Source organism: Pseudonocardia sp. Ae150A_Ps1 (assembly GCF_001932315.1).
In the GTDB taxonomy this organism is placed as follows: Bacteria; Actinomycetota; Actinomycetes; order Mycobacteriales; family Pseudonocardiaceae; genus Pseudonocardia.
The window spans coordinates 1,119,080-1,145,641 of the sequence record NZ_MCIJ01000001.1; the positions used below are offsets into that span (position 1 = coordinate 1,119,080).

Here is a 26,562-nt window from a genome sequence, read left to right on the forward strand (position 1 = left end):
TATGGGTCGGTGGCCGGGACGCGGTCCGGGGTTCGGGCGGGGGTTCAGGCGGGCTGGAAGGACTCCGCGCCGGGCGAGGTGTTGGTCCGCGACCGCACCCACGCGACGATCGACCGGACGGCGTCGTCGACCGGCACGCCGTTGGTCTGCGAGCCGTCGCGGAACCGGAAGCTGACCGCGCCCGCCTCCACGTCGCGGCCGCCCGCGAGGAGCAGGAACGGCACCTTCTGCAGGGTGTGGGTGCGGATCTTCTTCTGCATGCGGTCGTCGCCGGCGTCGACGTCGATCCGGATGCCCTCCGCACGCAGCCGCGCCGCGATCTCGCGGACGTAGTCCTCCTGGGTGTCGGTCACCGGGATGCCGACGACCTGCACCGGGGCCAGCCAGGCCGGGAACGCGCCGGCGTAGTGCTCGGTGAGCACGCCGAAGAACCGCTCGATCGAGCCGAACAGCGCACGGTGGATCATCACCGGGCGCTGCCGGGAACCGTCGCCTGCGGTGTACTCCAGCTCGAACCGGTCCGGCAGCATCAGGTCGACCTGGATGGTCGACATCTGCCAGTAGCGGCCGATCGCGTCGCGGGCCTGCACGGAGATCTTCGGCGCGTAGAACGCGCCGCCGCCCGGGTCGTCGCGGAGCTCCAGCCCGAAGTTCCCGGCGGCCTCCCGCAGCGCGTCGGTGGCCTCCTCCCAGAGCTCGTCGGAGCCGATCGACTTCTCCGGGTTGCGGGTGGAGAGCTCCAGGTAGAAGTCGTCGAGGCCGTAGTCGCGCAGCAGGTCCAGCACGAACTGCAGCAGCGAGCGGATCTCGTCCTGCATCTGGTCGCGGGTGCAGTAGATGTGCGCGTCGTCCTGGGTGAAGCCGCGGGCCCGGGTGAGGCCGTGCACGACGCCGGACTTCTCGTAGCGGTAGACGGTGCCGAACTCGAACAGCCGCAGCGGCAGCTCCCGGTACGACCGCCCGCGCGACGCGAAGATCAGGTTGTGCATCGGGCAGTTCATCGGCTTGAGGTAGTAGTCGACCGCCGGCCGCTTGAGCTGCCCCTCGGCGTCGTACTCGGCGTCGAGCTGCATGGGCGGGTACATGCCGTCGGCGTACCAGTCGAGGTGCCCGGACAGCTCGAACAGCTGTCCCTTGGTGGCGTGCGGGGTGTAGACGAACTCGTAGCCCGCCGCCGCGTGCCGCTCCCGGGAGAGGTCCTCCAGCTCCTTGCGGACGACGCCGCCCTTCGGGTGGAAGACCGGCAGGCCCGAGCCGATCTCGTCCGGGAAGCTGAACAGGTCCAGCTCGGAGCCGAGGCGCCGGTGGTCGCGGCGCTCGGCCTCGGCGGCCCGCTCCAGGTAGGCGTCCTGCGCCTCCTGCGACTCCCACGCGGTGCCGTAGATGCGCTGCAGCTGCGCGTTGCGCTGGTCCCCGCGCCAGTACGCGGCCGCGGACCGGGTGAGGGTGAAGGCCGGGACGAACTTCGTGGTCGGCAGGTGCGGGCCACGGCACAGGTCGGACCAGACGACGTCGCCGGTGTGGGCGTGCACGTTGTCGTAGACGGTCAGCTCGCCCGAGGAGTCGACCTCCATGACCTCGGAGTCGTCGCTGCCCTTGAGGTCGACCAGCTCCAGCTTGTAGGGCTCGTCCGCCAGCTCGGCACGGGCCTCGTCCCGGTCGGCGAACCGGCGCCGGGAGAACTTCTGCCCCGCCTTCACGATCTTCTTCATCGCCGACTCGATCTTCTTCAGATCCTCGGGGGTGAAGGGGGTGTCGACGTCGAAGTCGTAGTAGAAGCCGTCGGTGACCGGCGGGCCGATACCCAGCCGGGCCTTCGGGAACAGCTGCTGGACGGCCTGGGCCAGCACGTGCGCCGCCGAGTGCCGGATGACGCTGCGGCCCTCGTCGGTGTTCGCCGCGACCGCGACGACCTCGGTGTCGGCCTCGGGTGCCCAGGCCAGGTCGCGCAGGGTCCCGCCGGCGTCGCGGACGACGACGATCGCCTCCGGGCCGCTGGTCGGCAGCCCGCCCTCCCGGATGCGCGCACCGGCGGTCGTCCCGGCCGGCACCCGGATCGGGGCGGACGCGGGCGGGGCGGGCGGTGCGGACACGGTGCGGCCTCCAGGGCTGTCACGATCGGTGGGCTCCCCGGGGAGCCCGGTGGAGTGGCGTCGATGCTAGTAGGGCGCTGCGACCGGGTTCCGCGGGCGGTGACGTTCGGCGGGAGCGGTCCCGCGGGAAGACGCACGGCGCGGGTGGCGTTGGGCCGACCGTGGTCCCCCTCTCCGTGCTCGATCTCGTCCCCGTGTCCGACGGCTCGTCCGCCACCGACGCGCTGGCCCACAGCACCCGGCTGGTGCAGCGTGCCGAGGAGCTCGGCTTCACGCGCTACTGGGTGGCCGAGCACCACGCGATGCCGGGGATCGCGAGCTCGTCGCCACCGGTCCTGATCGCGCACCTGGCCGGGGCGACCGAGCGGATCCGGGTCGGCTCGGGCGGGGTGATGCTGCCCAACCACCGGCCCCTCGTCGTCGCCGAGCAGTTCGGGACGCTGGAGGCGCTGCACCCGGACCGCATCGACCTCGGTCTCGGGCGCGCGCCGGGCACCGACCCGGCGACGGCCGCGGCGCTGCGCGGGATCGACGCCGCGCAGCTGAACGCCCCCGACGACTTCCCCGACCAGCTCGTCGAGCTGGCCTCGTACTTCCGGGGCGACACCGACGTGCTCGCGGTGCCCGCGAAGGGCAACGCGCCGTCGCTGTGGCTGCTCGGCTCCTCCGGCTACTCGGCGAAGGTCGCGGGCATGCTGGGGCTGCCGTTCGCGTTCGCGCACCACTTCTCGGCCCGCAACACGATGCCGGCACTCGAGCTGTACCGGGAGCACTTCCGGCCCTCGGCGATGCTGTCCGAGCCGTACTCGATGATCGCCGCATCGGTGTTCTGCGCCCCGACCGGCGACGCCGCCCGCGAGCTCGCCCTGCCCTCCGCGCTGCAGTTCCTGCACCTGCGGCTCGGTGACCCGCGCGAGCTGCCCGGCCCCGAGGAGGTCGTCGCCTTCGAGTGGACGGACGCGGCGCGCGCGTTCGTCGAGCAGCGGCAGGCCGACCAGATCATCGGGGACCCGGCGACGGTGCGGGCCGGGGTCGAGGAGCTGGTGTCGCGCACCGGCGTCGACGAGCTGATGGTGACGACGGCGACCTACCGCGGCGAGGACCGGCTGCGGTCCTACGAACTGCTGGCCGGCGCCGTCGGCATGCCGGGGGCCGCGACCGCGGCGTGAGCACGGCATCATCGGGCCCATGACCGACACCGCCGCCCGGTTCCGGTCCGCGATCGAGGCCGGTGACCCGGACGCCGCCGTGGACCTGTGCACCGACGACGTCGAGTTCCGCTCCCCCGTCGTCCACCGTCCCTACCGGGGCCGCGCGCCACTGCGCGCCGTCCTCGGCGCGGTCGTCACGGTGTTCGAGGGCTTCCGCTACGTCGGGGAGTTCGCCGGCGAGGACGGGCACGTCCTCGAGTTCGCCGCGACCGTGGGCGACCGCGAGGTGCAGGGCGTCGATCTCCTCCGGTTCGACGACGACGGCCGCGTCCGGGAGCTCACCGTCCTGGTCCGGCCGCTGTCCGCCGCCGAGGCGCTGCGTGACCGGATGGGCCCGCTCCTCGGCGGGTGACCGTGCGAGTCCGGCGCCGGGTGCAGCTCACCGTGTCCGGACGCCCGGTGGTCCGGTGGCCGCGTGCGTGCGCGGCCGTCCGGCCCGCGGGGCCCGGCGCGTCGTCGCAGTCAGACGTCCGTTGCCCGACGGGGTGATCGGCGGCGTCGTCCTGGTCCACCCGGCGCAGGCACGATGGTGCGAGCGGCGGACACCGGCCGAGGCGTTCGGTCACGCGCTGCCGCACCACCCTGATGACGTGCCGACATTCGAGTGACGTCGATCAGGTGGGCACATCGCAACCCGCCGGTAACTCGTTCACCCGGCGAGCACGCACGTGCCCGGACCCCGTGACCGACGGCCCCCACCGGCCGGAACCGTGAGAGGAGAGGCGGTTGACCGCAGGCCCGCCCCCGCCCCCGCGGTCCCGACGCTCCGCCGACGAGTCCGATCCGTACGGTTTCGCCCGATCCGTCCGCACCGAGGAACGCCCGGGAGGACGGCACGGCAGTGACCAGGTCGCCCGGGAGGACTCGGGCCGCCCGCCCCGGCACGGTCCCCCTGCACCGTCCGGCGGGCCCACGTCCGGTGGCGCCGGGCGGCACGGGCGTCCGTCCGAGGGGCCGCAGTCCTTCGACGAGGGGCCGCAGTCCTTCGAGGACGTCGTGCGCGGCAGCGGGAACGGCTCCGGGCGGCGCGCGGCGGGCGACCGTCCCGCCCCCCGTACCGACGAGGGCCCGGCCGGCGCGGGCGCGGCGGACTCCGCGCGGACGTCCCGCCGCCGTCCCGACGGCGACGGACCCGACGGCGCACCGGCGCGGACCGGCGCGGCCGACGGAGCCGCTCCGACCACCGGCACCAGCGGTACGACCAAGGTGGGCCTGCGGGTGCGCGGCGGGACGGTGCCGCGTGACCCTGGCACCGCGTCCCCGCCGCCGCCCGCGCCCGGCCAGGGATCGGGGCCGGTCCGCCGCCCGGCGACACCGCCGCCCGGTCCCGCCGCGCCGCCGCCCGGCCGGCCCGGTCCGACCGCAGCGGGCCCCGCTGCGCCGGCCGGTCCCGCACCCGCGGGCCCCGTGCCCACCGGACCCGCGCCCACGGGGCCCGCACCCACCGGTCCGGCGGGCGCCGGTCCGGCACCCGCGCGCGGCCCGCGCACGCCCGGCGCCCCCGTGCCCCCCGAGCGCCGCGAGCCCGCCGTCCCGGACACCGGACGCCACGGCAGCGGCCCGGTCCCCCGCGGCGGTCCGCCGGCACCCGGTACCGCACCGTCCGGCCCGGTCACCCGTGGTGCGGCGGCCCCCGCACCGCCCGTTCCCGGGGCGCCGCAGACACCTGGCGGACCCGGCGGACCGTCCGCGCCCGCCCCCGGCCGACCCGGCCACGGTGCGCCCGGTCCCGGTGCGTCCGGCACCGGAGCAGCGGTGCCCGGCGCGGGCGCCCCGGCCGAGCCTCCCGCCCCGCGCACCGGACGCCGCCGCCGTCCCGAGCCCGAGCCCGAGGCCGAGGCCACCCCCGGCGACGACGCCGGCCGCGTCACCCCGGCCGGGTCCGGACCGCCCGGCGACGACCGGGTTCCGCACGACCGGGACGAGCCGGACCACCGGCGCGACGGGGACGACGCGACGGCGCTCGTCGCCGCCGACGTCCTCCCCGGCGCGCCGCGCCGCCGTCGCCGCGCCGAACCGGCCGGACCGCTGGAGAAGGCGCTCGCGGTCGTCGGGCCGCGGGTCGACACCGTGCGCCGCCGGCTCGGCATCCTCGACTCCGAGCAGCGCGCCGCGCTCACCCCGGAGGAGCGCCGCACCCGCCGCCGCACGCAGATCCGCTGGTCGCTGATCGGCACCGCCGCGTCGGTCGTGCTGCTGCCGCTGCTGGTGCTGGGGATCGGCTGGCTGGTCTTCCCGATCCCCACCACCGACGAGGCCGTCCAGAACCAGATCGCGACCGTGTCCTACGCCGACGGCGGCCAGCTCGCCCGGCTGGTCCCCGAGCAGGGCAACCGGATCAAGGTCGGGATGGACGCGATCCCGCCGCACGTCCGGGAGGCCGTGCTCGCCGCGGAGGACCGGAGCTTCTACTCGAACCCCGGGTTCGACATCACCGGCATCCTGCGGGCGGCGCTCAACCAGGTCCTCGGCGGTGCGGGCGGCGGATCGACGATCACCCAGCAGTACGTCAAGAACACGCTGGTCGGCAACGACGCGACGTACTGGCGGAAGTACAAGGAACTGATCGTCTCGCTGAAGGTGTCCGGGCAGAAGTCGAAGGACGAGATCCTCAACGACTACCTGAATGCGATCTACTTCGGACGCGGCGCGTACGGCATCGAGTCCGCCAGCCTCGCCTACTACGGCAAGCCCGCCGCCCAGCTGACCCCCAGCGAGGGCGCGCTGCTCGCCGGGATCATCCAGTCGCCGTCGAACTGGGACCCGGAGAACTCCCGGGAGAAGGCGGAGTCGCGCTGGAACTTCGTGCTCGACGGCATGGCCCAGCAGGGCTGGATCTCCCGGGCCGACCGGCAGGCGGCCGGCTTCCCGGAGACGATCCCGGCGGAGAACACGTCGCGCTCGTCGTCGCTGACCGACGAGCGCGGGCACGTCCTCAACGCCGTCCGCTCCGAGCTGGGCTCGCTGGGCATCTCCGAGCAGGCGTTCGCACAGGGCGGCCTGCAGGTCACGACGACGATCGACCCGCAACGCCAGCAGCAGCTCACCGACGCGGTCCGCGCCCGGATGGAGGGCCAGCCCGAGGTGCTGCGGTCCGGCGCGGTCGCGATCGACCCGCGCACCGGCGGCATCGTCGGCTACTACGGTGGCGCCAACGGCGCCGGTCTCGACTACGCCCAGGTCATGAAGCAGCCGGGCTCGACGTTCAAGCCGTTCGCGGTGCTCGCCGGGCTGCTGGAGGACCCGCCGGTCGGCCTCGGCACCCAGTTCGACGGCTCCGAGCGACCGGGCCTGCGCAACGCCGACGGGGCGAACTGCCCGCGCTGCGACCTCAAGCAGGCCATGACGATCTCCAACAACGTCGTCTTCACCAAGCTCGCCGGTGAGGTCGGCCCGCAGAAGGTCGCCGACGCGGCCCGGCTCGCCGGGATCACCGCCCCCCTGGAGAACCCGGACGCCCGGCTGCCGCTCGGCAACAAGGAGGTGACCCCGGTCCAGCTGGCGTCGGCGTACGCGACGATCGCCGCCGGCGGGGTCTGGCACGCGCCGCACCTGGTGTCGCGGGTCGTCGACTCCGACGGCCGCGTCCTCTACGAGTACTCCCCCGGCGAGGGCGAGCAGCGCTTCCCCGAGCAGGTCGCCCGCAACGTCTCCGAGGCCATGATGGACGTCGTCTCCAACGACGACCTCACGCTGCCGGGCGGCCAGCAGGCGGCCGCGAAGACGGGGACCGTCCAGTCCCGCTTCGAGGGCCAGAACAACGACGCCTGGTTCGCCGGCTTCACCCCCGAGCTCGCCACGTCGGTCTGGGTCGGGACGGACCGCAACGACCCGATCCAGGACGCGACCGGCGCACCGATCAGCGGCAAGGACCTGCCCGGCTCGATGTGGCAGGAGTTCATGGCGAGCGCGGTGCGCAGCACCGAGGTCGTCGACTTCCCGACCTTCCGCGCTCTCGGCGACGAGCCGTCGGAGCTGGCCCCGAACGAGCCGACCGCCACCCCGACGCCCGCACCGACCAGCAGCAGCGCGCCGCCGTCGCCGACTCCGGAGCCGCAGGAGCAGGCGCCGCCGCCACCGGTCCAGGAGGCGCCGCCCCCGGAGCCGACCAGCACCCCGGAGCAGACGGTGGACCCGCTGTTCGGGTCCGACGGCGACAGCCGTCCCGGCGAGGACGCCGGCCGGGACGGCGAACCCACCTTCGGCTGACCGGCGGCGAGGCGGGACAGGCAGGGCGAGGCGCACGGCACCGTGACGGAGCCTGCCCGGACCTCCGTGACCGGGATACCGTGGATCCGTGACCGGACACCATCACTTCGAGGTGGTGGCCTGGCGGGCGGACCGCAGGCTCACCCTCTACGTGCCCGGGATCGAGGCGTCCACCACCGTCGACGACCCCCGCGCGGCGGAGGACGCGGTCCGCGACCTGATCGCCGACCTGACCAGCGTCGACCCGGGCGAGATCACCTGCGACATCCGGCTCGGGCGGCCCTGGCGTTCCGGCATCTGACCGGGCCGGGTCACGACGGCGGCACGAGTGTCCGCGCCGCCACCTCCTGCACCGCGGCCGTCAGGGCGTCGAGCACCTCGGTGCTCAGCTTCCAGTGCTGCCAGTAGAGCGGCACGTCGAGATGGCGTTCCCGGTCGAGCAGGACGAGGCGTCCGGCGTCGGCGGCCGCCCGCGCCGGGGCGTCGGTGAACATGCCCCAGCCCAGGCCGGCCCTCACGGCGTCGTGGTAGCCGTCGGCGGCCGGTACCCGGTGCGCCGGTCCGGTGCACGGGCGATGGGTCAGCCGGCGTACGAAGCGGGTCTGCAGCCAGTCCTTCGGACCGAAGTCGACACGCGGCGCCACCGGGAACGCCTCGGCCGGGTCGCGCCCGGCGAACCACCGGTCGTACACCGGGCGGGCGGCGACCGGGCGGTACCGGGTGGCACCGATCGGACGGACCGCGCAGCCCTGGACCGGGGTCGCCGACGTCGTCACCGCCCCGACGACCGCGCCCTCCCGCAGGAGCTCCGCGGTGTGCTCCTCGTCGTCGACGTGCAGGTCGAGCCGCATGCCGTGGCGCTGCGCGAGGGGCACCACGGCGTGCAGGAACCAGTGCGTGAGCGAGTCGGCGTTCACCGCGATCGGGAGGTGCACGCCCCCGCCTGCGTCGTCGCCGAACGACCGGGACACCTCGCCCTCCAGCACCGCGACCTGCCGGGCGAGCCGCAGGAGGGTGCGGCCCGCCTCCGTGGGTACACACGGGCGCGACCGTCGCACCAGGACCTGGCGGGTCTGGCGCTCCAGCGCCTTGATCCGTTGCGACACCGCGGACGGCGTGATCGACATCAGTTCGGCGGCAGCCTCGAAGCTGCCCTCCTCGACGACGGCGCTGAGCGTCGCGAGCCGGTCCCGGTCGTACATGAGCACAGCTTAAGGTCCTGACCGATCCTGAACGAGATCGTGGATCCGGCTGGTCCCTGCCTACGGTCGCCCGGTGAGTGTGGTGGTGGGGTTCGGTACCGGGTTGTCCCTGATCGCGGCGATCGGCGCGCAGAACGCGTTCGTGCTGCGCCAGGGCCTGCGCCGCGAGCACGTCCCGGCGGTCGTGGTGTTCTGCGTCCTGGCCGACCTGGTGCTGGTGACGGCGGCGGTGGCGGGTGTCGGTCTGGCGCTGTCGGGTGTGCCGGGGCTGGCCGAGGTGGTGCGCTGGGGCGGGGTCGTCTACCTGGTCGGGTACGGGCTGCTCGCCGCCCGGCGGGCGGTGCGGCCGGGCACGCTCACGGCCGACGCCCGCGGCGGGGCGCGGCGCCTCGTCCCGGTGCTCGGCAGCGCGGCGGCCCTGACCTTCCTCAACCCGCACATGCTGCTCGACCTGCTGGTCCTCGGCTCGCTGGCCGCGCGCACGGCGACGACGGACGGTGGGCCTTCGCCGCCGGGGTGATGGCGGCCAGCCTGACCTGGTTCGCCGGGCTCGGGTTCGGGGCCGCCCGGCTGGCCGGGCTGTTCGCGCGACCGGTGGCCTGGCGGGTGCTCGACGGCGTCGTGGCCACCGTGATGCTGGGGCTCGCCGCCGGTCTGGCCCTGACCTGACCGGGCCCGGCCTGGCACGATGCCGTCGTGGACGATGCCGGTCGGGAACCGGCCGTGTTCGTGCCGGCGCGGCCGCCCGCCGCGCTGCGCCCGTACGTGACCCGCTACCTCGGCTACCGCGAGCACGCGTCCCGCCCGCTGCGCCGCAGGCAGGCCCCGGCCGACGCGGTCGCGCTGATCCTCGGCTTCCATCCGCTGGCCCTGTCCGGCCCGGCGGTCGGCGCGGGGAGTGCGGCGGCGTTCGTGGGAGGGCTCAGCGACACCTGGGTGCTCACCGAGTTCACCGGCCCCCAGGCCGGGGTCCAGGTGGACCTCACACCGCTGGGGATGTTCACCGTGCTCGGCGGTCGTCCGGTCGCGGGTGGCGCGGTCCCCGCGCTCGACGACTCCGTGCTGGCCGCGCTTCCCGGCAGGCTCGCCGAGCTGCCCACCTGGTCGGCGCGGTTCGCGCTGGTGACCGGGGTGCTGGCGGGACGGCTGCTCGACGGGCGGGCCCGCCGTCCGGCTCCCGAGGTCGCGCACGCCTGGGGCCGGCTGCACCGCACCCGCGGCGCGGTCACCGTCCGCGCGCTCGCCGCGGAGACCGGCTGGAGCCGCCGGCACCTGCAGGACCGGTTCGGCACCCAGATCTGGCTGACCCCGCGCACCGCGGGGCGGGTGCTGCGGTTCGCGGGCGCCGCCCGGCTCGTCGGCGGGTCCACGACGTCGCTGGCCGAGGTCGCCGCGGCCTGCGGCTACGCCGACCAGCCCCACCTGAGCCGGGAGTTCCGGGCGCTGGCCGGGACGACGCCGTCGGCGTACCGCAGGGAGTGGGAGTTCCCGTTCGTCCACGACACCGCGGCCGGACCGGTGCAGGATCGTGCGCCATGAGCATCCACACCACGCTGCGCTACGACGACCCGCGGGCCGCCATCGACTTCCTCACCGGCGCGCTCGGCTTCCGCGAGCTGCGGTGCCACACCGACGACGCCGGCCGGATCGCCCACGCCGAGCTCGCCTGGGACGACCACGGCGACACCGGCGTGCTCGCACTCGGCACCCGCCGGGCGGACGACCCGTTCGACACCGGACGCGCCGTCACCTACCTGACCTGCGACGATCCCGACGCACTGCACGACAGGGCGGTCGCGGCCGGCGCCACGGTCGTCATGGGCCTCACCGACCAGGACTACGGTTCCCGGGAGTTCGCCGTCACTGACGCGGAGGGCAACGTGTGGTCGCTGGGGACCTACCGGATGGGCACGTGACCGGCCTCCCGCGTCACCCCGACCCGGCCGACCCGCTGCCCTGGCTGCGGGAGATCTGCCGGGCGCTGCCCGGGGTGACGGAGAAGGTCAGCCACGGGTCGCCCTCGTGGTTCGTGCAGCGGATGTTCGTGACCTACGCCGACCACCACCACGGCCACCCGCACGTCGCGTTCTGGTGTGCGGCACCGCCCGGCGTGCAGGAGGACATGATCGACACCGATCCGGCCCGGTTCTTCCGGCCCGCCTACGTCGGGCACCGGGGCTGGCTGGGCGTCGTGCTCGACGGCACCGGTGACGACGCCGCCGAGCTCGACGAGATCACCGGCATCGTCACCGACGCCTACCGCTGCGTCGCCCCGAAACGGCGGCTCGCCGAGCTCGACGGCGTCTGAGACCCGGTCAGGCCCCCGCGCCGGCCCCCGCCGCGACACCGGCCGACGGCTGCGGCGCCGACGCCCGGCGGGCGCGGAGCTTCGTCAGCAGGCTCGACCCCGGCCGCTCGGCCAGCGCCGAGGTGAACCGGTCGAGGAAGATCGCCACGATGACGACGGCGAGCCCGCCCTCGATGCCCGACGCGATGTCGAGCTGCGTCACCGCCGACACGACGACGGTCCCGAGCCCGTCCGCACCGGCCAGACCGGCGACGACGACCATCGACAAGGCCAGCATGATCACCTGGTTGACGCCCGCCATGATCGACGGCAGTGCCATCGGCAGCTGCACCTCGCGCAGGATCTGACGGGGGTGCGCGCCGAACGCGTGGGCGGCCTCCACCACCTCGGAGTCGACACCGCGGATGCCGAGCTCGGTCAGCCGCACCGCCGGAGCGATCGAGAACACGATCGTCGCGACGATGCCGGGGACCACCCCGATGCCGAACAGCAGCACCACCGGGATCAGGTAGACGAAGGCCGGGATCGTCTGCATGGTGTCGAGCACCGGGCGCAGTACCCGGCTGCGCGCGGCCCAGATGCCCAGCGGGACGCCGATCGCGACCGCGATCAGCGCCGCGACCAGCACCAGGCCGAACGTCTCCATCGTCTCGGTCCAGAGGTCGAACGACGAGACCAGCGCGAAACCGAGCAGCGTGAACACCGCGAAGCCCCAGCCCCGCACGAGCAGCGCGAGCGCCACCAGGAGCACCAGCCACACCCACCACGGCGGCGTCGTGAACACCGCCGTCACCGCCTCGACCACGGCGGTGATCACGGCGCCGATGCCGTCCAGCAGGCCGGCCGCGTTCTGCAGCAGCCAGAGGATGAACGCCTCGACGTAGCTACCGAGCTCGATCCTGGGCATCAGACGGTCCCGTTCGCGTCGTCGTGGGTGGAGTCGGGGTGCGAGGAGAGTGCCGCGAGCACCGCGCCGCGGGGGACGACGCCGGTGAGCCGGCCCTCGTCGACCGCCGCGAGCGGCACCGGGTTCCGGCCGACCTGGTGCAGCAGGTCGATCAGCGGACGGTCGGGCTCGGTGGTGCGGTACTCGTCGACCAGCGCGGACTCGTCGATGCGGGCGGCCTGCCTGCCTGCGGCGTGGCCCAGCCAGTCGTCGCGGACGACGCCGAGGATGCGGTGCTCGTCGTCGACGACGTAGGCGCCGGTGGCCTCGGCCCGGCCCAGCCGGACGAGCACCTTGGACGGGCGCTCGTCGAGCCGCACGGTGATCCGGGGCTCCCGGATCACGTCGGCGGCGGTCAGCACCCGGCTGCGGTCGACGTCGGAGACGAACTCGGCGACGTAGCCGTCGGCCGGGGACTCGAGGATCTCCGGCCCGGTGCCGACCTGGACCAGCCGGCCGTCCTTGAGCAGCAGGATCCGGTCGCCCAGCAGCATCGCCTCGTTGAGGTCGTGCGTGATGAACACGATCGTCTTGCGCAGGTCCTTCTGCAGGCGGACCAGCAGCTGCTGCATGTCCCGGCGGATCAGCGGGTCCAGCGCCGAGTACGGCTCGTCCATCAGCAGGACGTCGGTGTCGCTGGCCAGCGCGCGGGCCAGCCCGACCCGCTGCTGCATGCCGCCCGAGAGCTGGCTGGGGTAGGCGTCGGCCCGCTCGGCCAGGCCGACCTGCTCCAGCGCCCACTCCGCCTTGCGTCGGCGCTCGTCGGCGGCGACGCCGCGGATCTGCAGACCGTACTCGGCGTTCTGCCGGATCGTGCGGTGCGGCAGCAGCGCGAAGTGCTGGAACACCATCGCGATCCGCTCGTTGCGCAGCGTCCGCAGCTCGGCGTCGCCGAGCGACCCGAGATCGCGGCCGTCGACGCCGATGCTGCCGGAGGTGGGCTCGATCAGCCGGTTCAGCAGCCGCACGAGCGTCGACTTGCCCGACCCGGACAGGCCCATGATCACGAACAGCTCGCCCTGGGCGATGTCGAACGACACGTCGTGCACGGCCAGCGTGGCGCCGGTGCGCTTCTGGATCTCGCTGCGCCCCACACCCTCGCGGGCCAGCGCGACCGCGTCGTCGACGGCGTCGCCGAACACCTTGGTGAGGTTCTTGACCTCGATCATCGTGTCGCTCACGGCGTTCCCACCCATTCCCGTACCCGGTCAGGGTTCGCGGCGACGTAGTCGCGCGCGACCGTCTCGACGTCGGCGTTGTCCACGTCCACCCGCTTGAGCATCTTCTCGACGTCGTCGAGCGGGAGCTCGAACCGGCGCAGCAGGGCGTCAAACCGCGGTGCCGTCGCGCCCAGGTCACCGGCCGCGGCGGTCCACGCGGAGTAGTCCGGCATGGCGCAGGCGCCGTCGCCGGTGGTGTAGCAGTCGTCGCGCGGCGGGTTCGGTTCGCTCAGCCGGGTCAGCTCCATCTCCTCGAAGACGTAGTGCGGCCGGTAGAGGTAGACCAGGATCGGCTGCCGCCGCTCGTAGGCCCGGCGCAGCTCGGCGATCTGCGCGGCCTCGCTGGAGGTGACCTGCTCCAGGTTCAGCCCGTACCCGGCGAGCCGCTTGGTGTTGTACTCGGTGGTGAGGAAGCTCGGGTCCGAGTCGACGAGCCGGTTGCCGAGGGCGTCCGCGTAGTCGTTCAGCTGGGAGACGCTCGTCAGACCGGCGAGCGGACCGCCCGGTTCGAGCGCGTAGCTGGGGACGTACCAGCCCTGCTCGGCGCCGTCGTAGGTCGGGTGGACCAGGCCGACCCGGTCCTCGGCCTTCGCCGCGAGTTCGGACTGGTTGGGCATCGCGACCTCGGTGAGGGCGTCGACGTCGCCGCGCTGCGCCCCCGCCCAGGCGGTGGCCGGTCCGACCTGGATGGTCTTCAGCTCGCCGACCCCGAGCTCCGGGTGCCCCGCGACGACCTCGGCGAGGATCGCGTTGGTCACCTTCGCCGCGCTCCACGGGAACTGCGTGAGCCGCACGGTCGGGCCGTCCGGACCGGACGCGGCACAGCCCGTCGCGGTGACCAGCACGGCCACCAGGGCGGTGACCAGCCGGGCGGTCCGGTGCGGTCGTCGTCCGGCGGCGGGTACGACGCGATGTGGCGGATCGGCCACGCGGGCACGTCCTCTCGGGGTGGGTGCGCGATCGGCGCCGCCGAGCCGGCGCGCCGGATCACGACGACGGTCGCGGTGAGCGCGGAGGGGTCTGCCGACCCGGTCTCAGCGACAGGCGGACGAGCACATCCGGCACAGGTCGACGTGCAGGCGCGTCACCAGCCGGGGGTCCACGATCACGGACGAAGCTTCCATCACGGGCGGTGACGGTGCAACCGGACGGACTACGATCTTCCTCCGTGCCCGCTGCCGTGCCCGCTCCCGTGACGATCCGGCTGGAACCGGACGGCCCGCGCTACGAGTACGACGACGTCCCGGGCGCCGCCGACCGCGCCCCCCTGCTGTTCCTGCACGAGGGACTCGGCTCGGTCGGGCTCTGGCGCGGGTTCCACCACCGGATCGCCGCGGAGACCGGACGGCGGACGGTCGCCTACTCCCGGCTCGGGCACGGGCGGTCGGACCGGCCGGACACCGCGCCCACGACGTCGTTCATGGCGACCGAGGCGGCGACCGTCGTCCCCGCGCTGTGTTCCGCGCTCGGCCTGGACCGGCCGGTGCTCGTCGGGCACTCGGACGGCGGGACGATCGCGCTGCTGGCCGCGGCGTCGATGCCGGTGACCGGGGTCGTCGTGCTGGCGCCGCACGTCCTGGTCGAGGACTTCGCACTGGCTGCGATCCGGTCGGCCCGCTCCGCGTTCGACGAGGGCGACCTCCGCACCCGGATGGCCCGCCACCACGACGACCCCGACGCCGCCTTCCGCGGCTGGAACGACATGTGGCTCGCCCCGGGGTTCCGCGGGTGGGACGTCCGCGACCGCCTGCCGGGGATCACGGCCCCGGTGCTGGGCATCCAGGGCGACGACGACCCGTACGGCAGCATCGTGCACGTCCGGTCGGTCGCCGAGCGGGCGGCGGGCCCGGTCACGGTGACGGAGCTGCACTGCGGGCACGCACCGCACCTGGAGCTGCCCGACGAGACCGCCGGGGCGATCACCGGGTTCCTCGCCGGCCTGCGCTGAGGCGGCGCGGCTCCGGGCCTTCCCGAGGGCCGCGGCCGTCCGGGCCCACCGAGCGGCACCACCTCACAGGCCCACCAGGCGGCACCACCTCACGAGCCCCACCGGGCGGCACCACCGCCTCCGGTCCCCATGGGCGACACCGAACAGGAAGCATCACGGCGGCCCCGCGGCCCCGCGGCCCCGCGGCCCCGGGTGGACCTTCTCGCGAGATCGCTGCCTGAGGCAGCGATTCGGCAACAGAGACCCCGGTGGCCCGGCGGCCAAACGGCCCGGCGGCCAAACGGCCCGGCGACCCGGGCGACCTGGCGACCCATCGGCCCGGCGCGACCGGCGCGGTCCGGCGGACCGGATGCCCGGCATCCGAGCGGCTCGGCGATCACCGCGCCGACCACCCCGTCCACCGGTCCGGAGCGAGGACCACGACCGGGCCGTCCGGCGGCTCGGCCCGGTACGGCTCGTACTTCGCCACCAGCGCGTCGATCGCCCGGGCGCGCAGGTCGCCGGTCTCGTGCACCGACGCCGTCGCGTCGAGGCGGACCCACCACAGCTGCGACCAGTCGTCGTCGTAGTGGTCGGCGAGCAGGCCCACCCGCGGGTCGGCGTCGATGTCGCGCAGCCGGGCCAGCCTCGAGTGCCGCTTCGGCTTGACCCGGTCGACGGCCGACACGACGAGGCCGTCGACCAGGGCGAACGTGATCGGCACCAGGCGCGGGCTGCCGTCGGTGGCGCGGATCGTGGCCAGCCGCGCGACCCGCGCGGAGCCGAGCAGCGAGCGGGCCGCGGTGTCGTCGAGGGAGGGCATCGGCTCCTCAGGCTGCCGGAACCGGCACCCGGACGGCCAGCAGCTCGGCCACCCGGGTGTCGCGGCGCTCGTGCTCGGCGAAGCCGGGCGCGGTGCAGAGGAACAGGGTGCGCCCGTCGTCACCGCCGAGCTGGCAGGCGTAGGTGCCGACCTCGCCGGTGGAGACCTCGTCCGCGATCTCCCCGCCCGGCCGGACCCGGATCGCGCGGTTCCCGGCGGCGTCGGCCACCCAGATCGCGCCCTCGGCGTCGGGCGCGGAGATCCCGTCCGGTGCGACGGTCAGCCGGGCGATCGCCGCGAGCGGGTCCTCCTCGACCGGCACCTCGCCGAACCGGGCCCAGTCCCGGCGCTCCCCCAGCGTCCCGTCCGGCCCGACGGGGAAGGCGGACAGCCGGTTCCCGAAGGTCTCGGCGACGACGAGCTCGCCGCCGGTCAGCGCCGGCCCGTTCGCGAAGTGCAGCGGCTCGGTCGCCGTCGTCACCGTGCCGTCCGGGTCCACCCGCAGCAGCGGCGCGGCAGCCCGCGGCGCGCCGTTCATGAGATCGAAGCCGAAGCTGCCGACCCAGGCCCGCCCGCCGGCGTCGACGATCATGTCGTTGAGCACGTGCGCGGAACGACCGGACAGGTCGGCGTGGACGGCGAGCGCGCCGTCGCTCTCGCGGCGCAGGATCCGCCGGTCCCGCATGGACACGATCAGCAGCCGACCGTCGGGCAGCCACCCCAGGCCGGACGGCTGTTGCGGCACCTCCGCCTCGGTGCGCACGTCCGACCCGTCGGCCCGGGCGGAGAGCACCCGGTGGGTGTAGAAGTCGCTGACCCAGATCCGGCCGTCGCGCCAGCGCGGCCCCTCCAGGAACGACATCCCGGTCAGTACCGGCTGCGGTTCTCCCGGCGTCTCCGCCATGTCCCTGCTCCGTCCTCGTCGACTCGGGGGTGGCACCCGGGAACATAGCCGCTACCGTAGTGGTTGAGCGTGCAACAACTCTGGATCCGAGGAGGACCCGATGCCCGCCGTCACCGTCTCCGACACCGCCACCCTGCCGCGCGTGCCCGTCCCCGGTCCGACCGAACTGGACCGCGGCGTCCGCTCGGTCACCACCGCTCCGGCCGGGTACGAGGGCGAGGGCTTCCCGGTCCGCCGCGCGTTCCAGGGCGTCGACCTGCGCGACCTCGACCCGTTCCTGCACATGGACCAGATGGGCGAGGTCGAGTACGCGCCCGGGGAGCCGAAGGGCACGTCGTGGCACCCGCACCGGGGCTTCGAGACCGTCACCTACATCATCGACGGCACCTTCGAGCACGGTGACTCGCACGGGGGCGGCGGCACCATCACCGACGGCGACACCCAGTGGATGACCGCCGGATCCGGCCTGCTGCACATCGAGCGCCCGCCGGAGGCCCTGGTCCGCAGCGGGGGCCTCTTCCACGGCCTGCAGCTGTGGGTGAACCTGCCGAAGGCCGACAAGTGGCTCCCGCCGAAGTACCAGGACCTGCGCGGCGGCGAGTCCGCGCTGGCCACGACGCCGGACGGCGGCACGCTGCTGCGCGTGATCGCCGGTGACGTCGCGGGCGTCTCCGGGCCGGGGGCGACGCACACCCCGATGGCGATGGTGCACGCGACGGTCTCCCCCGGCGCGGAGCTGCGGCTGCCGTGGCCGCGGTCGTACAACGCGCTCGGCTACGTCCTGAACGGGGCCGGCACGGTCGGTGCCGACGGACGCCCGATCCGCACCGGGCAGCTCGCGCTGTTCGGCCCGGGCGACGCGATCACGGTGGGCGGCAACGTCTCCCAGGAGTCGCCCCCCCCCGCTGGACGTCGTCGTGCTCGGCGGCCTCCCGATCCGCGAGCCGATCGCCTGGGCGGGCCCGTTCGTCATGAACACGAAGGACGAGGTGCACACCGCGTTCGAGGACTACCAGCGAGGACGCCTCGGCGTGGTCCCGGCGGACTGGACCCCGCACGGCTCGCTGCCCGGATCGTTCCGTTAGTTCAACCTCGGGGTTGATTACGAGCCGACCCTCCGCTACCTTTCTGTTCAACCGAGAGGTTGAACGAGGAGGGGAACGTGGAGGACCGGCTCTCGAAGGTGTTCGCCGCGCTGGCGGACCCGACCCGGCGCGACATGGTGGCCCGGCTGGCCGCCGACGACGCGACCGTCAACGAGCTCGCCGAGCCCTACGACGTGTCCCTCCAGGCCGTGTCCAAGCACATCAAGGTGCTGGCCGACGCGGGGCTGGTCCGGCGCAGCCGGGAGGCCCAGCGGCGTCCGGTACACCTCGAGGTGGAGGTGTTCGACCTGATGACGGCCTGGATCGAGCGGTATCGGCGACAGGTCGAGGAGCGCTACCGGCGCCTCGACGACCTGCTCGCCGAGGAGAGCACCGGCAGCACCGATGTCACCGGCACGAACGAGGGAGCAGCGTCATGAGCACCACCACCCGCGAGACCACCATCGAGGCCGTCCCGGACCTGCCGATCGTCCGGATCACCCGGGAGTTCGACGCGCCGCCGGAGCGCGTGTTCGACGCGCACGTCGACCCGGAGAAGGTCCGGCGCTGGCTCGGGCCGCGCCGGCTGCGGATGACCATCGACCGGTGGGACGCCGAGACCGGTGGCGGCTACCGCTACACCCACGCCGACGACGACGGCGAGTACCGCTTCTACGGCTCGTTCCACGAGGTCCGGCCGGCCGAGCGGATCGTGCAGACCTTCACCTGGGAGGGCTTCCCGGAGGGCGTCTCCCTGGAGACGATGACCTTCACCGCGCTGCCCGGTGGCCGGACCCGCATCGTCGGCGTCTCGGTCGTCGACTCGATCGAGGCGCGGGACGCGATGCTGGCCTCCGGGATGGAGGTCGGCGTCAACGAGGGCTTCGAACAGCTCGACGAGCTCCTCGCCGAGGGCTGAGCGCCCCCGCATCCTGTCGGGGGTGCCCTCTAGCGTGGGGGCGTGCTGGTCGTCCACGCTCTCCACTCCCCCGGCCGGGGCGTCCTGCTCTGGGCCGAGGACGGGGAGCGCCCGGCCCGGTCCGACCGCCGCTCGCTGCGGACGGCGCGTCCGCACCCGTTCGCGGTGCCCGCGGACGAGCTGGCGGCCGTCCACCCGGGCAAGCCCGCGTCGGTGACGCTGCTGCTGCCGTCGCACGGCTCGGGCCCGCAGGACTCGCCAGGGCTGGTGCGCGAGCGGCCGCGGGCGGCGGCCCGCAGCGCACCGGCACTCGCCCCGTGGACGGTGCCCGCGGTGCTGGTCGCCCCCTCGGAGCTGACCGACCCGTATCCCGACGTGCGGTACGGCGAGGGCTTCACGCACCTCGCCGAGCTGGTCCGGTTCGCCGACGAGCTGGCCTCCCGCGGCCGCGTCCTGCCCGTCGTGGTCAGCGAGGCCGGGCGGCCCGCCGCCCGGTGGCGGCCGGTCGTGCAGGGGCTCGACGCCGTCGCCCGCACCGGGCTGGTCCGCAGGCTGCCGCCGGTGGCCCGCGCCGAGCAGCGGCGCCCCGGCGACGTCGCAGGCCGGGCCCCGGACGAGGTGGTCGACGCCGCGCTCGCCCGGTTCACCGACGCCGCGGTCCGCGAGCGGCTGGGCCGCGCGGCGGGGATGCCGGTGCCGCTCCCGGCCCGGCCCGACGCGGCCGCGGAGCTGCTGCACGCACTGACGGGGCCGTCGCCGGAGATCCCGGTGACCGGCGACGGTCTGTCGGCCCTGCGCGAGGCCCTCACCGCCTGGGACGACGTCGGCCGCGAGCAACCCGGCGCGGGCACGGCGCTGTTCCGACTGACCGAGGTCTCGTCGATGCACGACCCGGCCGATCCCGGACCGGACCCGCTGGACCAGACCGGCGACGGGACCCGGTGGGAGCTGCGGTTCGCCCTGCAGTCCACGGAGGACCCGAGCCTGCAGCTGGAGGCCGGTGAGGTCTGGTCCGGTGGGGCGGACCAGCTGGTCGACGGCGCACAGGACGTGCTGCTCGCCGAGCTGGGCCGTGCCGCGCAGGTGCTGCCCGACCTCGTCCGGGCGCTCCGCGACGCCCGCCCCACCGCCCTGCCGCTCGACGTCGCCGGGGCGCACCGATTCCTGACCCGCGACGCGGCGGCCCTGCTCGCGGCCGGGTTCGGGGTGGCGCTGCCTCGCGGGTGGGACGGGCAGCGCGCGCTCGGGCTGAAGCTGTCGGCGTCCTCGGCGCCGGCGCCGGGCGCGGTGACCCGCGGCGGGCTCGGCCGCGACGAGCTCGCGCACTTCCGCTGGTCGCTCGCCGTCGGCGACGACGAGCTGGGCGAGGACGAGATCGCCGCGCTCGTCGCGGCGAAGGCGCCGCTGGTGCGGCTGCGGGGGCGCTGGGTCGCCGTCGACGCCGACGCGCTGGCCCGCGGGCTGGACTTCCTGCGCCGCTCGCGGGACCGCACCCCGACCGTGCCGGACGTGCTGGCCGCGGCCCGGGGCGACGTCGACGCGCCGCTGCCCGTCACCGACGTCGCCGCCCGGGGGCGGCTCGGCGCCCTGCTCGACGGCACCGCGGACCGCGAGCTGGAGCCGCTGGGCGCACCACCCGGGTTCACCGCGACCCTGCGGCCCTACCAGGAGCGGGGCGTGGCGTGGCTGGCGTTCCTGTCCACGCTGGGCCTGGGCGCCTGCCTGGCCGACGACATGGGACTCGGGAAGACCGTGCAGCTCCTCGCGCTGGAGGCGCACGACCGCGCGGCGGGGGCGACGGCGCCGACGTTGATCGTCTGTCCGATGTCGATGGTCGGGACGTGGCAGCGGGAGGCCGGGCGGTTCGCGCCGGACCTGCGGGTGCACGCCCACCACGGTCCGTCCCGCCCGCGCGGCGACGCCCTGCACGAGATACTCGACGGAGTGGACCTGGTCGTCACCACCTACGCGACCGCGACCCGCGACGCCGAGGACCTGCGGTCCTGGCGGTTCCACCGGCTCGTGCTCGACGAGGCCCAGATGATCAAGAACTCGCACGCGGCGGCCTCGCGGACCGCGCGGTCGCTCGACGCCGCGCACCGGATCGCGCTCACCGGCACGCCGATGGAGAACCGGCTGGCCGAGCTCTGGTCGGTGATGGACTTCCTCAATCCCGGCATCCTCGGCTCCCCCGAGGTGTTCCGGCAGCGGTTCGCCGTCCCGGTCGAGCGCCACGGCGACGCCGGGGCCGCCCGCACGCTGCGCCGGATCACCCGGCCGTACCTGCTCCGCCGGGTCAAGACCGACCCGCTGGTGATCGACGACCTGCCGGAGAAGATCGAGATCGTGCAGGACCACCGGCTCACCCGCGAGCAGGCGTCGCTGTACCGGACCGTCGTCGACGACATGATGGAGAAGATCGAGGGCAGCAACGGCATCGAGCGCCGCGGCAACGTCCTGGCCGCGATGAGCAAGCTCAAGCAGGTCTGCAACCACCCCGCCCAGCTGCTGCACGACGGCTCCCCGATCCACCGGGCCGGGGGCGCGCACCGCTCCGGCAAGGTCGCCCGGCTGGAGGAGATCCTCGAGTCGGTGCTCGCCGCCGGGGACAAGGTGCTGCTGTTCACCCAGTACACCGAGTTCGCCGCCATACTGCGGCCGCACCTGTCGGCACGGTTCGACACCGAGGTGCTCTACCTGCACGGCGGCACCCCGAAGAAGCGTCGCGACGAGATGGTGGCCCGGTTCCAGGGCGACGGCGGCCCGTCGGTGTTCCTGCTGTCGCTCAAGGCGGGCGGCACCGGGCTCACGTTGACCGCGGCCAACCACGTGATCCACCTCGACCGCTGGTGGAACCCCGCCGTGGAGGACCAGGCGACCGACCGCGCGTTCCGGATCGGGCAGAAGCGCTCGGTGCAGGTCCGGAAGTTCGTCTGCCCGGGCACCGTGGAGGAGCGGATCGACACCCTGGTGGCATCGAAGCGGTCGCTGTCGGACCTCGTCGTGACCGACGGGGAGGACTGGCTGACGTCGCTGTCGGTCACCGAGCTGCGTGAGGTGTTCGCGCTCGGCTCGGACGCCGTCGCCGACGACGCGGGGGAGAACGATGAGTGACCGGCCGTTCTGGGCGTCCGACGAGTACACCGGCGGCCGCCCCATCCGGGTCGAGGGCGGCATCCGGATCCACGGTGCGAAGGGCCCGGTGGCCCGCACCTGGTGGTCGGCCCGGTTCATCGCGGTGCTGGAGCAGCTCGGCGTCGGCGGGCGGTTGAGCCGCGGGAAGACCTACGCCCGGTCCGGGCAGATCGTGTCGGTCGACGTCGACGCCGGCGCGGTCGTCGCACTGGTGCAGGGCACCCGGCCGCAGCCGTACCGGGTCCGGATCGGGCTGCGGGTCTGGGACAAGCCGGAGTGGCGACGGGTGGAGGAGGCCCTCGCCGGCGACGCCTGGTACGCGGCGGCACTGCTCGCCGGGACGGTGCCGCCCGAGATCGAGGAGCTGCTCGACGGGCTCGGCCTGTCGCTGTTCCCGGCGGCGGGCACCGACCTGTCCCAGGACTGCTCCTGCCCCGACGCGACGGTGCCCTGCAAGCACCTGGCCGCCGTGTTCTACGTACTGGCCGAGCGGTGCGACACCGATCCCTTCACCCTGCTCACGCTGCGCGGCCGCGACCGCACCGCGCTGCTGGAACGGCTGCGCGAGGAGCGCGACCGGGCCGCGGGGGCGGCCGCGCCGTCCGGGCCCGCGGCACTCGCGGACCTGCTCGACGGCTTCTGGACGGCCCCGGCCGGGGGCGCCGCTCCCCCGAGCCCGCCGGAGACCGACCCGGACGCCGTGCTCGACCAGGTGCCCGAGCCGTCGTTGCGGGCCGGCCGGGAGCGGCTGACCGACGTGCTGCGACCGGTCTACCGGGCCATGACCCGCCCGGAGGCGTGAGCGCGGGCCACGACGGGAAGGGCCCGGCCGTTCCGATCGGACCGGCCGGGCCCTCGTTCCCGAACTGACGCGCCGCTCCCACCACGAAGCGACGCGATTGAGGTAAGCCTTACCTTGGTCGATCGTCAAGCGACGTGCCGCGCATCACTCGATCGCAGCACGAGGTCGGGTAGACCTGACATATGTCGGGTAGAGTTGACCCATGGGTCGCGTGACCGCCGATGTGCACTCGGACGTCGCCGCCGCACGGCGACGGGCGGGCCTGACCCAGAAGCGACTGGGCGAGCTGGTCGGGGTGAGCCGGCAGACCGTCGTCGAGATCGAGGCGGGCGGGTACAACCCGTCCACCGCGGTCGCGCTGCGGATGGCGGTCGTGCTGGAGACGCCCGTCGGGGAGCTGTTCGCGCTCGCCGACGGAGAGGTCGCCGATCTCCGCGCCCGCCGGGACGACGAGTGAGGAGGCACCGGATGCGAGCACCGTGGACGGTCCTGCGGGACGCCAACGCCGAGCTGCGTCGGGAACGCGACGAGCGTGCCGAGCTGATCGCGCTGCGCAAGGAGCGGATCGTGCTGCGCACGATGCTCTGGACCGGCTACGGCGGCCTGATACTGATCATCGGATGGGGCGCCGCGGGCGAGGGCGCCTCGTTCGCGGCGCCGCGACCGGTGGGAGCGGTGCTGGCCGTGGCCGTCGGCGCCCTGGTGAGCGGCGGAGTCGCGATGATGGTCGCGCGGGGCAGGCACGGCGAGGCCGACTCGCCGGAGGCCAAGCGGGCGGACGCGACCCGGACGCTGCTGCTCCTGCCGGTCACGGTCCCGCTCGGAATGCTCGTCTACTGGTTCGTCGGCAACGATCTGGTCGGCACGCTGACCTGGGGTGCGATGTTCGCCGTGATGATGGGAGCAGCCCTGCTGCTGCGCCGCCGACTGCACTCCGGCGACAGCGACAGCGACGGCGACAGCGAGCGCGAGCGGGCGGATCCCGTCGAGTGACCCCGGGAACGCGGGAAGGCCCGGCCGCTGTGATCAGGGCGGCCGGGCCTTCGTTTCCCGAACTGACGCGCCGCTCCCACCACGAAGCGACGAGGTAGAAATCAGCCTAGGCTTACCTCAGTCGTCAAGCGGCGGGCGTCGCTGCAGCTCGGAGTGCGTGTCAACCGGCGATCGCGCGTCCGGTGACCGCACCGAGACGTCCGGTCCGCGCGGCGTGCCGCTCGAACCAGATCGTCGTCAGGGGCGGGATGCTGGCGAGCAGCCCGACGATCGTCGTCCGCAGGTCCCACCGGAACAGCCGCGCCGTCCAGAGCGTGACGACCACGTAGGCGACGAACAGCGCGCCGTGGATCGGCCCGAAGACCTGCACCCCGATCTCGCTCGTGCCCAGCACCCACTTCACGAACATCCCGATCAGCAGCCCGGTCCAGGACAGGGCCTCGGCGATCGCGACCACCCGGAACGCGCGGGCGACGATGGCGGGGTCGTTCATGACGGGCGGCTCCTCGGAGCGGGTGCGGGGGACGGTGCCACCGTCCACTCTGCCGCATCCGCCCACCGAACTTCTACCGGGTGTCGAAAGACACGGCCGGGACCGCACAGATGAGTTCCGGCGGCGGGCGCGGTCGGACCTCTCAGCCCGCCCGTCCCACCGACCCGGGAGGACCCCGTGCCGACCGATCTCACCCCCACCGCCCGCGCCGTGGCCGCCGTCGTCGCCGGGATCGGGGACGACCAGCTGCAACGACCCACCCCGTGCGACGACATGGTCGTCGCCGCACTCCTCGACCACCTGCACGGCCTGGCGTGGGCGTTCCGCGTCGCCGCCGAGAAGTCGCCCGAGGCAGCCGGCACCGCCCCGAGCGCGGACGCGGCGCACCTCGCCACCGACTGGCGGACGGCGATCCCGGCCCGGCTCGACGCGCTCGCCGCCGCCTGGCGCGACCCGGACGCCTGGACCGGCACGACCGCCGCCGGCGGTCTGGAGCTGCCCGGCGAGATCGCCGGGACCGTCGCGCTCGACGAGCTGGTGCTGCACGGCTGGGACCTCGCCGTCGCCACCGGGCAGGACTTCACGCCGGACGGTGACGCCGTGGCCGTCGTCCTCGGTTTCACCGAGTCGATGTCCGCACCGGGCGGGGAGGAGTCGCGCGCGGGGCTGTTCGGGCCGGTCGTCGCGGTCCCGGCGGACGCGCCGGCGTTCGAGCGGGCACTCGGGTTCAGCGGACGTGATCCGCGCTGGAGCTCGTGACCGGGCAGTGACCGCCGCGTAACGTGCTGTGAGTGGTCACCTCCCCGCACGGCAAGGTCCGGATCGGCGTCGGCCTGGTGGGGGCCCGCAGCCTCCCCGAGCTGGGCCCGGAGTTCGACGAGCTCGTCGACGCCCTCGACAAGTCCGCCGTGGACTCGTTGTGGCTGGCCGACCTGGCCTCGAAGTCGGTGATCGACCCGCTGGTGGGGAGCACCTGGGCCGCGGCGCGGACGCGACGGCTCAAGGTCGGCACCGGCGTCACGGTGCTGCCGGGGCGCAACCCGATGCTCCTGGCCGCCGAGCTGGCGTCGCTCGCGACGCTCGCACCGAAGCGGATCCTGCCGGTGTTCGGGATCCGCGCGGCGTCCCCGGAGGACCGCCAGCTCCATCCCGTCCCGGGCCGGCTGCCCGCGGTCTTCGAGGAGTCGCTCGTCGTGCTCCGCCGGTTGCTCACCGAGGAGTCGGTGACCCATCACGGCGACTTCTTCACCCTGGACGACGCGACGGTCCTCCCCCGCCCGCCGCAGCCGCTCGACCTGTGGCTCGGCGGCCGTGCCGACGCCGGCCTGCGCCGCGCCGGCCGGTTCGCCGACGGCTGGCTCGCCAGCTTCCTCACCCCGGCCGAGACGGCCCGCGGCCGGTCCGTCGTGGAGAACGCCGCCCGCGACGCCGGCCGCAGGATCGACGACGACCACTACGGCACCAACATCTGGCTCGCCGAGCCCGGCACCGACGTCGACGCCGCCCTCGAGCGGGCGGCGTTCCAGCGCCCCGACACCGATCCCCGGGAGCTCGTCGGCGTCGGCTGGGAGGGCACCGCCGAGCTGATCCGCAGGCACGTCGACAGCGGGATGACCAAGTTCGTCGTGCGCCCCTCCGCCCCGATCGACGACTGGTTCGCCTACCTCGACCGCTTCAGCGCCGAGCTGGGTCCGCTCGAGTCGGGCTGAGCGCGTGTCCGTGTGGCGCGCACCGGCCGGTCACCTGGCATCGTCGGGCCCATGACGCGTTCCCGTGACCGCGACGACCAGGGCCGGGCCCGCAACGCCCGCTCACGCGACGCCGCCGGTCGCCCGCTCCCGCACGGGACGGCCGGCGTCGAACGGGTCCCGGAGGACCTGGTGCTCCCGCCGGACGAGGCCGTCGCCGAGGCCCAGAGGCTGCTCGACGAGGGACTGCCCTTCCAGGCCCACGAGATCCCGGAGGGCACCTGGAAGGACGCCGGCGACGCGACCCGCGACCTCTGGCGGGCGCTGGCCCAGCTCGCCGTCGGGCTGACCCACGCCCAGCGCGGCAACGCCCGCGGCGCGGTCTCGCTGCTCCGGCGCGGCGCCGAGGGCATCCGGCTGTGGCGGGTGATGGGGATGCCCGCGCCGGCCGCGCTGGACCTGGACGGCGTCACCGCGCACGCCGACGCGCTGGCCGACGACATCGAGCGGGACGGTGCGGCCGCCGTCGACGAGGCCCGGCTGCGGCCGCACCTGCGCGACCGGGCGGTGGGCTGAGGCACACCGGATCCGGGCGGTTCGGCCG

The 26,562-nt window shown here is 74.4% G+C and carries 26 protein-coding genes and 2 pseudogenes; 20 read left to right on the forward strand and 8 right to left on the reverse strand.

Annotated elements, in window-relative coordinates; translation table 11 throughout:
• Window positions 1–44 precede the first annotated feature (44 nt).
• On the reverse strand, window positions 45–2,093 hold the full coding sequence (gene thrS / locus Ae150APs1_RS04855; RefSeq protein ID WP_075296071.1) for a threonine--tRNA ligase: 2,049 nt from the start codon (window positions 2,091–2,093) through the stop codon (window positions 45–47).
• 161 nt (window positions 2,094–2,254) lie between these two features.
• Between thrS and Ae150APs1_RS04860 the strand changes: the two genes are divergently transcribed.
• From Ae150APs1_RS04860 to Ae150APs1_RS04875, 4 genes are all read left to right on the forward strand, one after another.
• Entirely contained in the window at window positions 2,255–3,262 is a 1,008-nt protein-coding gene (locus tag Ae150APs1_RS04860; RefSeq protein ID WP_075296073.1) for an LLM class flavin-dependent oxidoreductase, read from the forward strand.
• A 19-nt stretch (window positions 3,263–3,281) separates the two neighbouring features.
• Entirely contained in the window at window positions 3,282–3,656 is a 375-nt protein-coding gene (locus Ae150APs1_RS04865; protein ID WP_075296075.1) for a nuclear transport factor 2 family protein, read from the forward strand.
• Window positions 3,657–5,059: 1,403 nt separating this feature from the next.
• Entirely contained in the window at window positions 5,060–7,513 is a 2,454-nt protein-coding gene (locus Ae150APs1_RS30275; RefSeq protein WP_249266535.1) for a transglycosylase domain-containing protein, read from the forward strand.
• A gap of 88 nt (window positions 7,514–7,601) precedes the next feature.
• Entirely contained in the window at window positions 7,602–7,814 is a 213-nt protein-coding gene (locus Ae150APs1_RS04875) for a hypothetical protein (protein WP_075296079.1), read from the forward strand.
• Window positions 7,815–7,824: 10 nt separating this feature from the next.
• On the opposite strand, the gene Ae150APs1_RS04880 is transcribed toward Ae150APs1_RS04875, so the two are convergent.
• Window positions 7,825–8,715, reverse strand: coding sequence for a LysR family transcriptional regulator ArgP (locus tag Ae150APs1_RS04880; RefSeq protein ID WP_075296081.1), 891 nt, complete (start codon window positions 8,713–8,715; stop codon window positions 7,825–7,827).
• Window positions 8,716–8,857: 142 nt separating this feature from the next.
• Here Ae150APs1_RS04880 and Ae150APs1_RS04885 point away from each other — a divergent pair.
• From Ae150APs1_RS04885 to Ae150APs1_RS04900, 4 genes and pseudogenes are all read left to right on the forward strand, one after another.
• Window positions 8,858–9,384 (forward strand): annotated as a pseudogene (locus tag Ae150APs1_RS04885) (LysE family transporter).
• 27 nt (window positions 9,385–9,411) lie between these two features.
• On the forward strand, window positions 9,412–10,254 hold the full coding sequence (locus Ae150APs1_RS04890) for an AraC family transcriptional regulator (protein WP_083679935.1): 843 nt from the start codon (window positions 9,412–9,414) through the stop codon (window positions 10,252–10,254).
• The gene (locus Ae150APs1_RS04895; RefSeq protein ID WP_075296083.1) at window positions 10,251–10,631 is read left to right on the forward strand and encodes a VOC family protein; all 381 of its coding nucleotides are present in this window, start codon (window positions 10,251–10,253) and stop codon (window positions 10,629–10,631) included. The genes Ae150APs1_RS04890 and Ae150APs1_RS04895 overlap by 4 nt, the downstream gene beginning before the upstream one ends.
• Window positions 10,628–11,023 carry an MmcQ/YjbR family DNA-binding protein gene (locus tag Ae150APs1_RS04900; protein WP_075296085.1) on the forward strand — a complete coding sequence of 132 codons (396 nt, stop codon included), beginning with the start codon at window positions 10,628–10,630 and terminating at the stop codon, window positions 11,021–11,023. Before Ae150APs1_RS04895 ends, Ae150APs1_RS04900 begins: the two co-directional genes overlap by 4 nt.
• A 7-nt stretch (window positions 11,024–11,030) precedes the next feature.
• Here Ae150APs1_RS04900 and Ae150APs1_RS04905 read toward each other — a convergent pair whose 3' ends face one another.
• From Ae150APs1_RS04905 to Ae150APs1_RS04915, 3 genes are read right to left on the reverse strand one after another with little or no spacing between them, the layout of a single operon-like run.
• Window positions 11,031–11,930, reverse strand: coding sequence for an ABC transporter permease subunit (locus tag Ae150APs1_RS04905; protein ID WP_075296087.1), 900 nt, complete (start codon window positions 11,928–11,930; stop codon window positions 11,031–11,033).
• Entirely contained in the window at window positions 11,930–13,150 is a 1,221-nt protein-coding gene (locus Ae150APs1_RS04910; RefSeq protein ID WP_349289872.1) for a glycine betaine/L-proline ABC transporter ATP-binding protein, read from the reverse strand. The genes Ae150APs1_RS04905 and Ae150APs1_RS04910 overlap by 1 nt, the downstream gene beginning before the upstream one ends.
• Window positions 13,147–14,118 (reverse strand): glycine betaine ABC transporter substrate-binding protein, encoded by a 972-nt coding sequence (locus Ae150APs1_RS04915; RefSeq protein WP_075296089.1) that lies wholly within the window; start codon window positions 14,116–14,118, stop codon window positions 13,147–13,149. The genes Ae150APs1_RS04910 and Ae150APs1_RS04915 overlap by 4 nt, the downstream gene beginning before the upstream one ends.
• Before the next feature lie 239 nt (window positions 14,119–14,357).
• Between Ae150APs1_RS04915 and Ae150APs1_RS04920 the strand changes: the two genes are divergently transcribed.
• Complete coding sequence (locus Ae150APs1_RS04920) at window positions 14,358–15,137, forward strand: alpha/beta hydrolase (protein WP_249266213.1); 780 nt, start codon at window positions 14,358–14,360, stop codon at window positions 15,135–15,137.
• Window positions 15,138–15,513: 376 nt separating this feature from the next.
• Here the strand turns inward: Ae150APs1_RS04920 and Ae150APs1_RS04925 are convergent, their stop codons facing one another.
• Window positions 15,514–15,939, reverse strand: coding sequence for a TIGR03668 family PPOX class F420-dependent oxidoreductase (locus tag Ae150APs1_RS04925; RefSeq protein WP_075296093.1), 426 nt, complete (start codon window positions 15,937–15,939; stop codon window positions 15,514–15,516).
• Between the two features lie 7 nt (window positions 15,940–15,946).
• Window positions 15,947–16,843 (reverse strand): SMP-30/gluconolactonase/LRE family protein, encoded by an 897-nt coding sequence (locus Ae150APs1_RS04930; RefSeq protein WP_060575654.1) that lies wholly within the window; start codon window positions 16,841–16,843, stop codon window positions 15,947–15,949.
• A gap of 283 nt (window positions 16,844–17,126) precedes the next feature.
• On the opposite strand from Ae150APs1_RS04930, the pseudogene Ae150APs1_RS34535 reads away from it, so the two are divergent.
• The 8 genes and pseudogenes from Ae150APs1_RS34535 to Ae150APs1_RS04965 all read left to right on the forward strand — a co-directional run.
• Window positions 17,127–17,324 (forward strand): annotated as a pseudogene (locus Ae150APs1_RS34535) (pirin family protein); the annotation flags it as partial.
• A gap of 436 nt (window positions 17,325–17,760) precedes the next feature.
• A complete protein-coding gene (locus Ae150APs1_RS34180; RefSeq protein ID WP_254849423.1) occupies window positions 17,761–17,928 on the forward strand; it encodes a pirin-like C-terminal cupin domain-containing protein in 168 nt (55 codons plus the stop codon).
• 77 nt (window positions 17,929–18,005) lie between these two features.
• On the forward strand, window positions 18,006–18,368 hold the full coding sequence (locus tag Ae150APs1_RS04940; protein WP_075296095.1) for a metalloregulator ArsR/SmtB family transcription factor: 363 nt from the start codon (window positions 18,006–18,008) through the stop codon (window positions 18,366–18,368).
• Window positions 18,365–18,847, forward strand: coding sequence for an SRPBCC family protein (locus tag Ae150APs1_RS04945; RefSeq protein ID WP_010232440.1), 483 nt, complete (start codon window positions 18,365–18,367; stop codon window positions 18,845–18,847). Before Ae150APs1_RS04940 ends, Ae150APs1_RS04945 begins: the two co-directional genes overlap by 4 nt.
• Window positions 18,848–18,889: 42 nt before the next feature.
• Window positions 18,890–21,961 (forward strand): DEAD/DEAH box helicase, encoded by a 3,072-nt coding sequence (locus Ae150APs1_RS04950; RefSeq protein ID WP_075296097.1) that lies wholly within the window; start codon window positions 18,890–18,892, stop codon window positions 21,959–21,961.
• The gene (locus Ae150APs1_RS04955) at window positions 21,954–22,784 is read left to right on the forward strand and encodes an SWIM zinc finger family protein (RefSeq protein WP_060575651.1); all 831 of its coding nucleotides are present in this window, start codon (window positions 21,954–21,956) and stop codon (window positions 22,782–22,784) included. Before Ae150APs1_RS04950 ends, Ae150APs1_RS04955 begins: the two co-directional genes overlap by 8 nt.
• 202 nt (window positions 22,785–22,986) lie before the next feature.
• A complete protein-coding gene (locus Ae150APs1_RS04960; protein ID WP_010232807.1) occupies window positions 22,987–23,241 on the forward strand; it encodes a helix-turn-helix transcriptional regulator in 255 nt (84 codons plus the stop codon).
• 11 nt (window positions 23,242–23,252) lie between these two features.
• The gene (locus Ae150APs1_RS04965; RefSeq protein ID WP_075296099.1) at window positions 23,253–23,777 is read left to right on the forward strand and encodes a hypothetical protein; all 525 of its coding nucleotides are present in this window, start codon (window positions 23,253–23,255) and stop codon (window positions 23,775–23,777) included.
• A gap of 160 nt (window positions 23,778–23,937) precedes the next feature.
• Here the strand turns inward: Ae150APs1_RS04965 and Ae150APs1_RS04970 are convergent, their stop codons facing one another.
• A complete protein-coding gene (locus tag Ae150APs1_RS04970) occupies window positions 23,938–24,270 on the reverse strand; it encodes a DUF3817 domain-containing protein (RefSeq protein WP_029239675.1) in 333 nt (110 codons plus the stop codon).
• A 177-nt stretch (window positions 24,271–24,447) separates the two neighbouring features.
• On the opposite strand from Ae150APs1_RS04970, the gene Ae150APs1_RS04975 reads away from it, so the two are divergent.
• The 3 genes from Ae150APs1_RS04975 to Ae150APs1_RS04985 are packed head-to-tail and all read left to right on the forward strand — an operon-like array spanning window position 24,448 to window position 26,534.
• Entirely contained in the window at window positions 24,448–25,029 is a 582-nt protein-coding gene (locus Ae150APs1_RS04975; RefSeq protein ID WP_010232803.1) for a TIGR03086 family metal-binding protein, read from the forward strand.
• Between the two features lie 32 nt (window positions 25,030–25,061).
• Window positions 25,062–25,979: a TIGR03854 family LLM class F420-dependent oxidoreductase gene (locus tag Ae150APs1_RS04980; protein ID WP_010232801.1), complete on the forward strand. Its 918-nt coding sequence runs from the start codon at window positions 25,062–25,064 to the stop codon at window positions 25,977–25,979.
• A gap of 51 nt (window positions 25,980–26,030) precedes the next feature.
• Window positions 26,031–26,534: a DUF309 domain-containing protein gene (locus Ae150APs1_RS04985; RefSeq protein ID WP_075296101.1), complete on the forward strand. Its 504-nt coding sequence runs from the start codon at window positions 26,031–26,033 to the stop codon at window positions 26,532–26,534.
• Window positions 26,535–26,562: the final 28 nt, after the last annotated feature.

Excerpts from the sequence above, each read along its gene's own strand:
- Ae150APs1_RS04865 (WP_075296075.1), top strand. The coding sequence starts at position 3,282 with ATGACCGACACCGCCGCCCGGTTCCGGTCCGCGATCGAGGCCGGTGAC.
- Ae150APs1_RS04880 (WP_075296081.1), bottom strand. The coding sequence starts at position 8,715 with ATGTACGACCGGGACCGGCTCGCGACGCTCAGCGCCGTCGTCGAGGAG.
- Ae150APs1_RS04895 (WP_075296083.1), top strand. The coding sequence starts at position 10,251 with ATGAGCATCCACACCACGCTGCGCTACGACGACCCGCGGGCCGCCATC.
- Ae150APs1_RS04905 (WP_075296087.1), bottom strand. The coding sequence starts at position 11,930 with ATGCCCAGGATCGAGCTCGGTAGCTACGTCGAGGCGTTCATCCTCTGG.
- Ae150APs1_RS04925 (WP_075296093.1), bottom strand. The coding sequence starts at position 15,939 with ATGCCCTCCCTCGACGACACCGCGGCCCGCTCGCTGCTCGGCTCCGCG.
- Ae150APs1_RS04930 (WP_060575654.1), bottom strand. The coding sequence starts at position 16,843 with ATGGCGGAGACGCCGGGAGAACCGCAGCCGGTACTGACCGGGATGTCG.
- Ae150APs1_RS04945 (WP_010232440.1), top strand. The coding sequence starts at position 18,365 with ATGAGCACCACCACCCGCGAGACCACCATCGAGGCCGTCCCGGACCTG.
- Ae150APs1_RS04955 (WP_060575651.1), top strand. The coding sequence starts at position 21,954 with ATGAGTGACCGGCCGTTCTGGGCGTCCGACGAGTACACCGGCGGCCGC.
- Ae150APs1_RS04960 (WP_010232807.1), top strand. The coding sequence starts at position 22,987 with ATGGGTCGCGTGACCGCCGATGTGCACTCGGACGTCGCCGCCGCACGG.
- Ae150APs1_RS04965 (WP_075296099.1), top strand. The coding sequence starts at position 23,253 with ATGCGAGCACCGTGGACGGTCCTGCGGGACGCCAACGCCGAGCTGCGT.
- Ae150APs1_RS04970 (WP_029239675.1), bottom strand. The coding sequence starts at position 24,270 with ATGAACGACCCCGCCATCGTCGCCCGCGCGTTCCGGGTGGTCGCGATC.
- Ae150APs1_RS04985 (WP_075296101.1), top strand. The coding sequence starts at position 26,031 with ATGACGCGTTCCCGTGACCGCGACGACCAGGGCCGGGCCCGCAACGCC.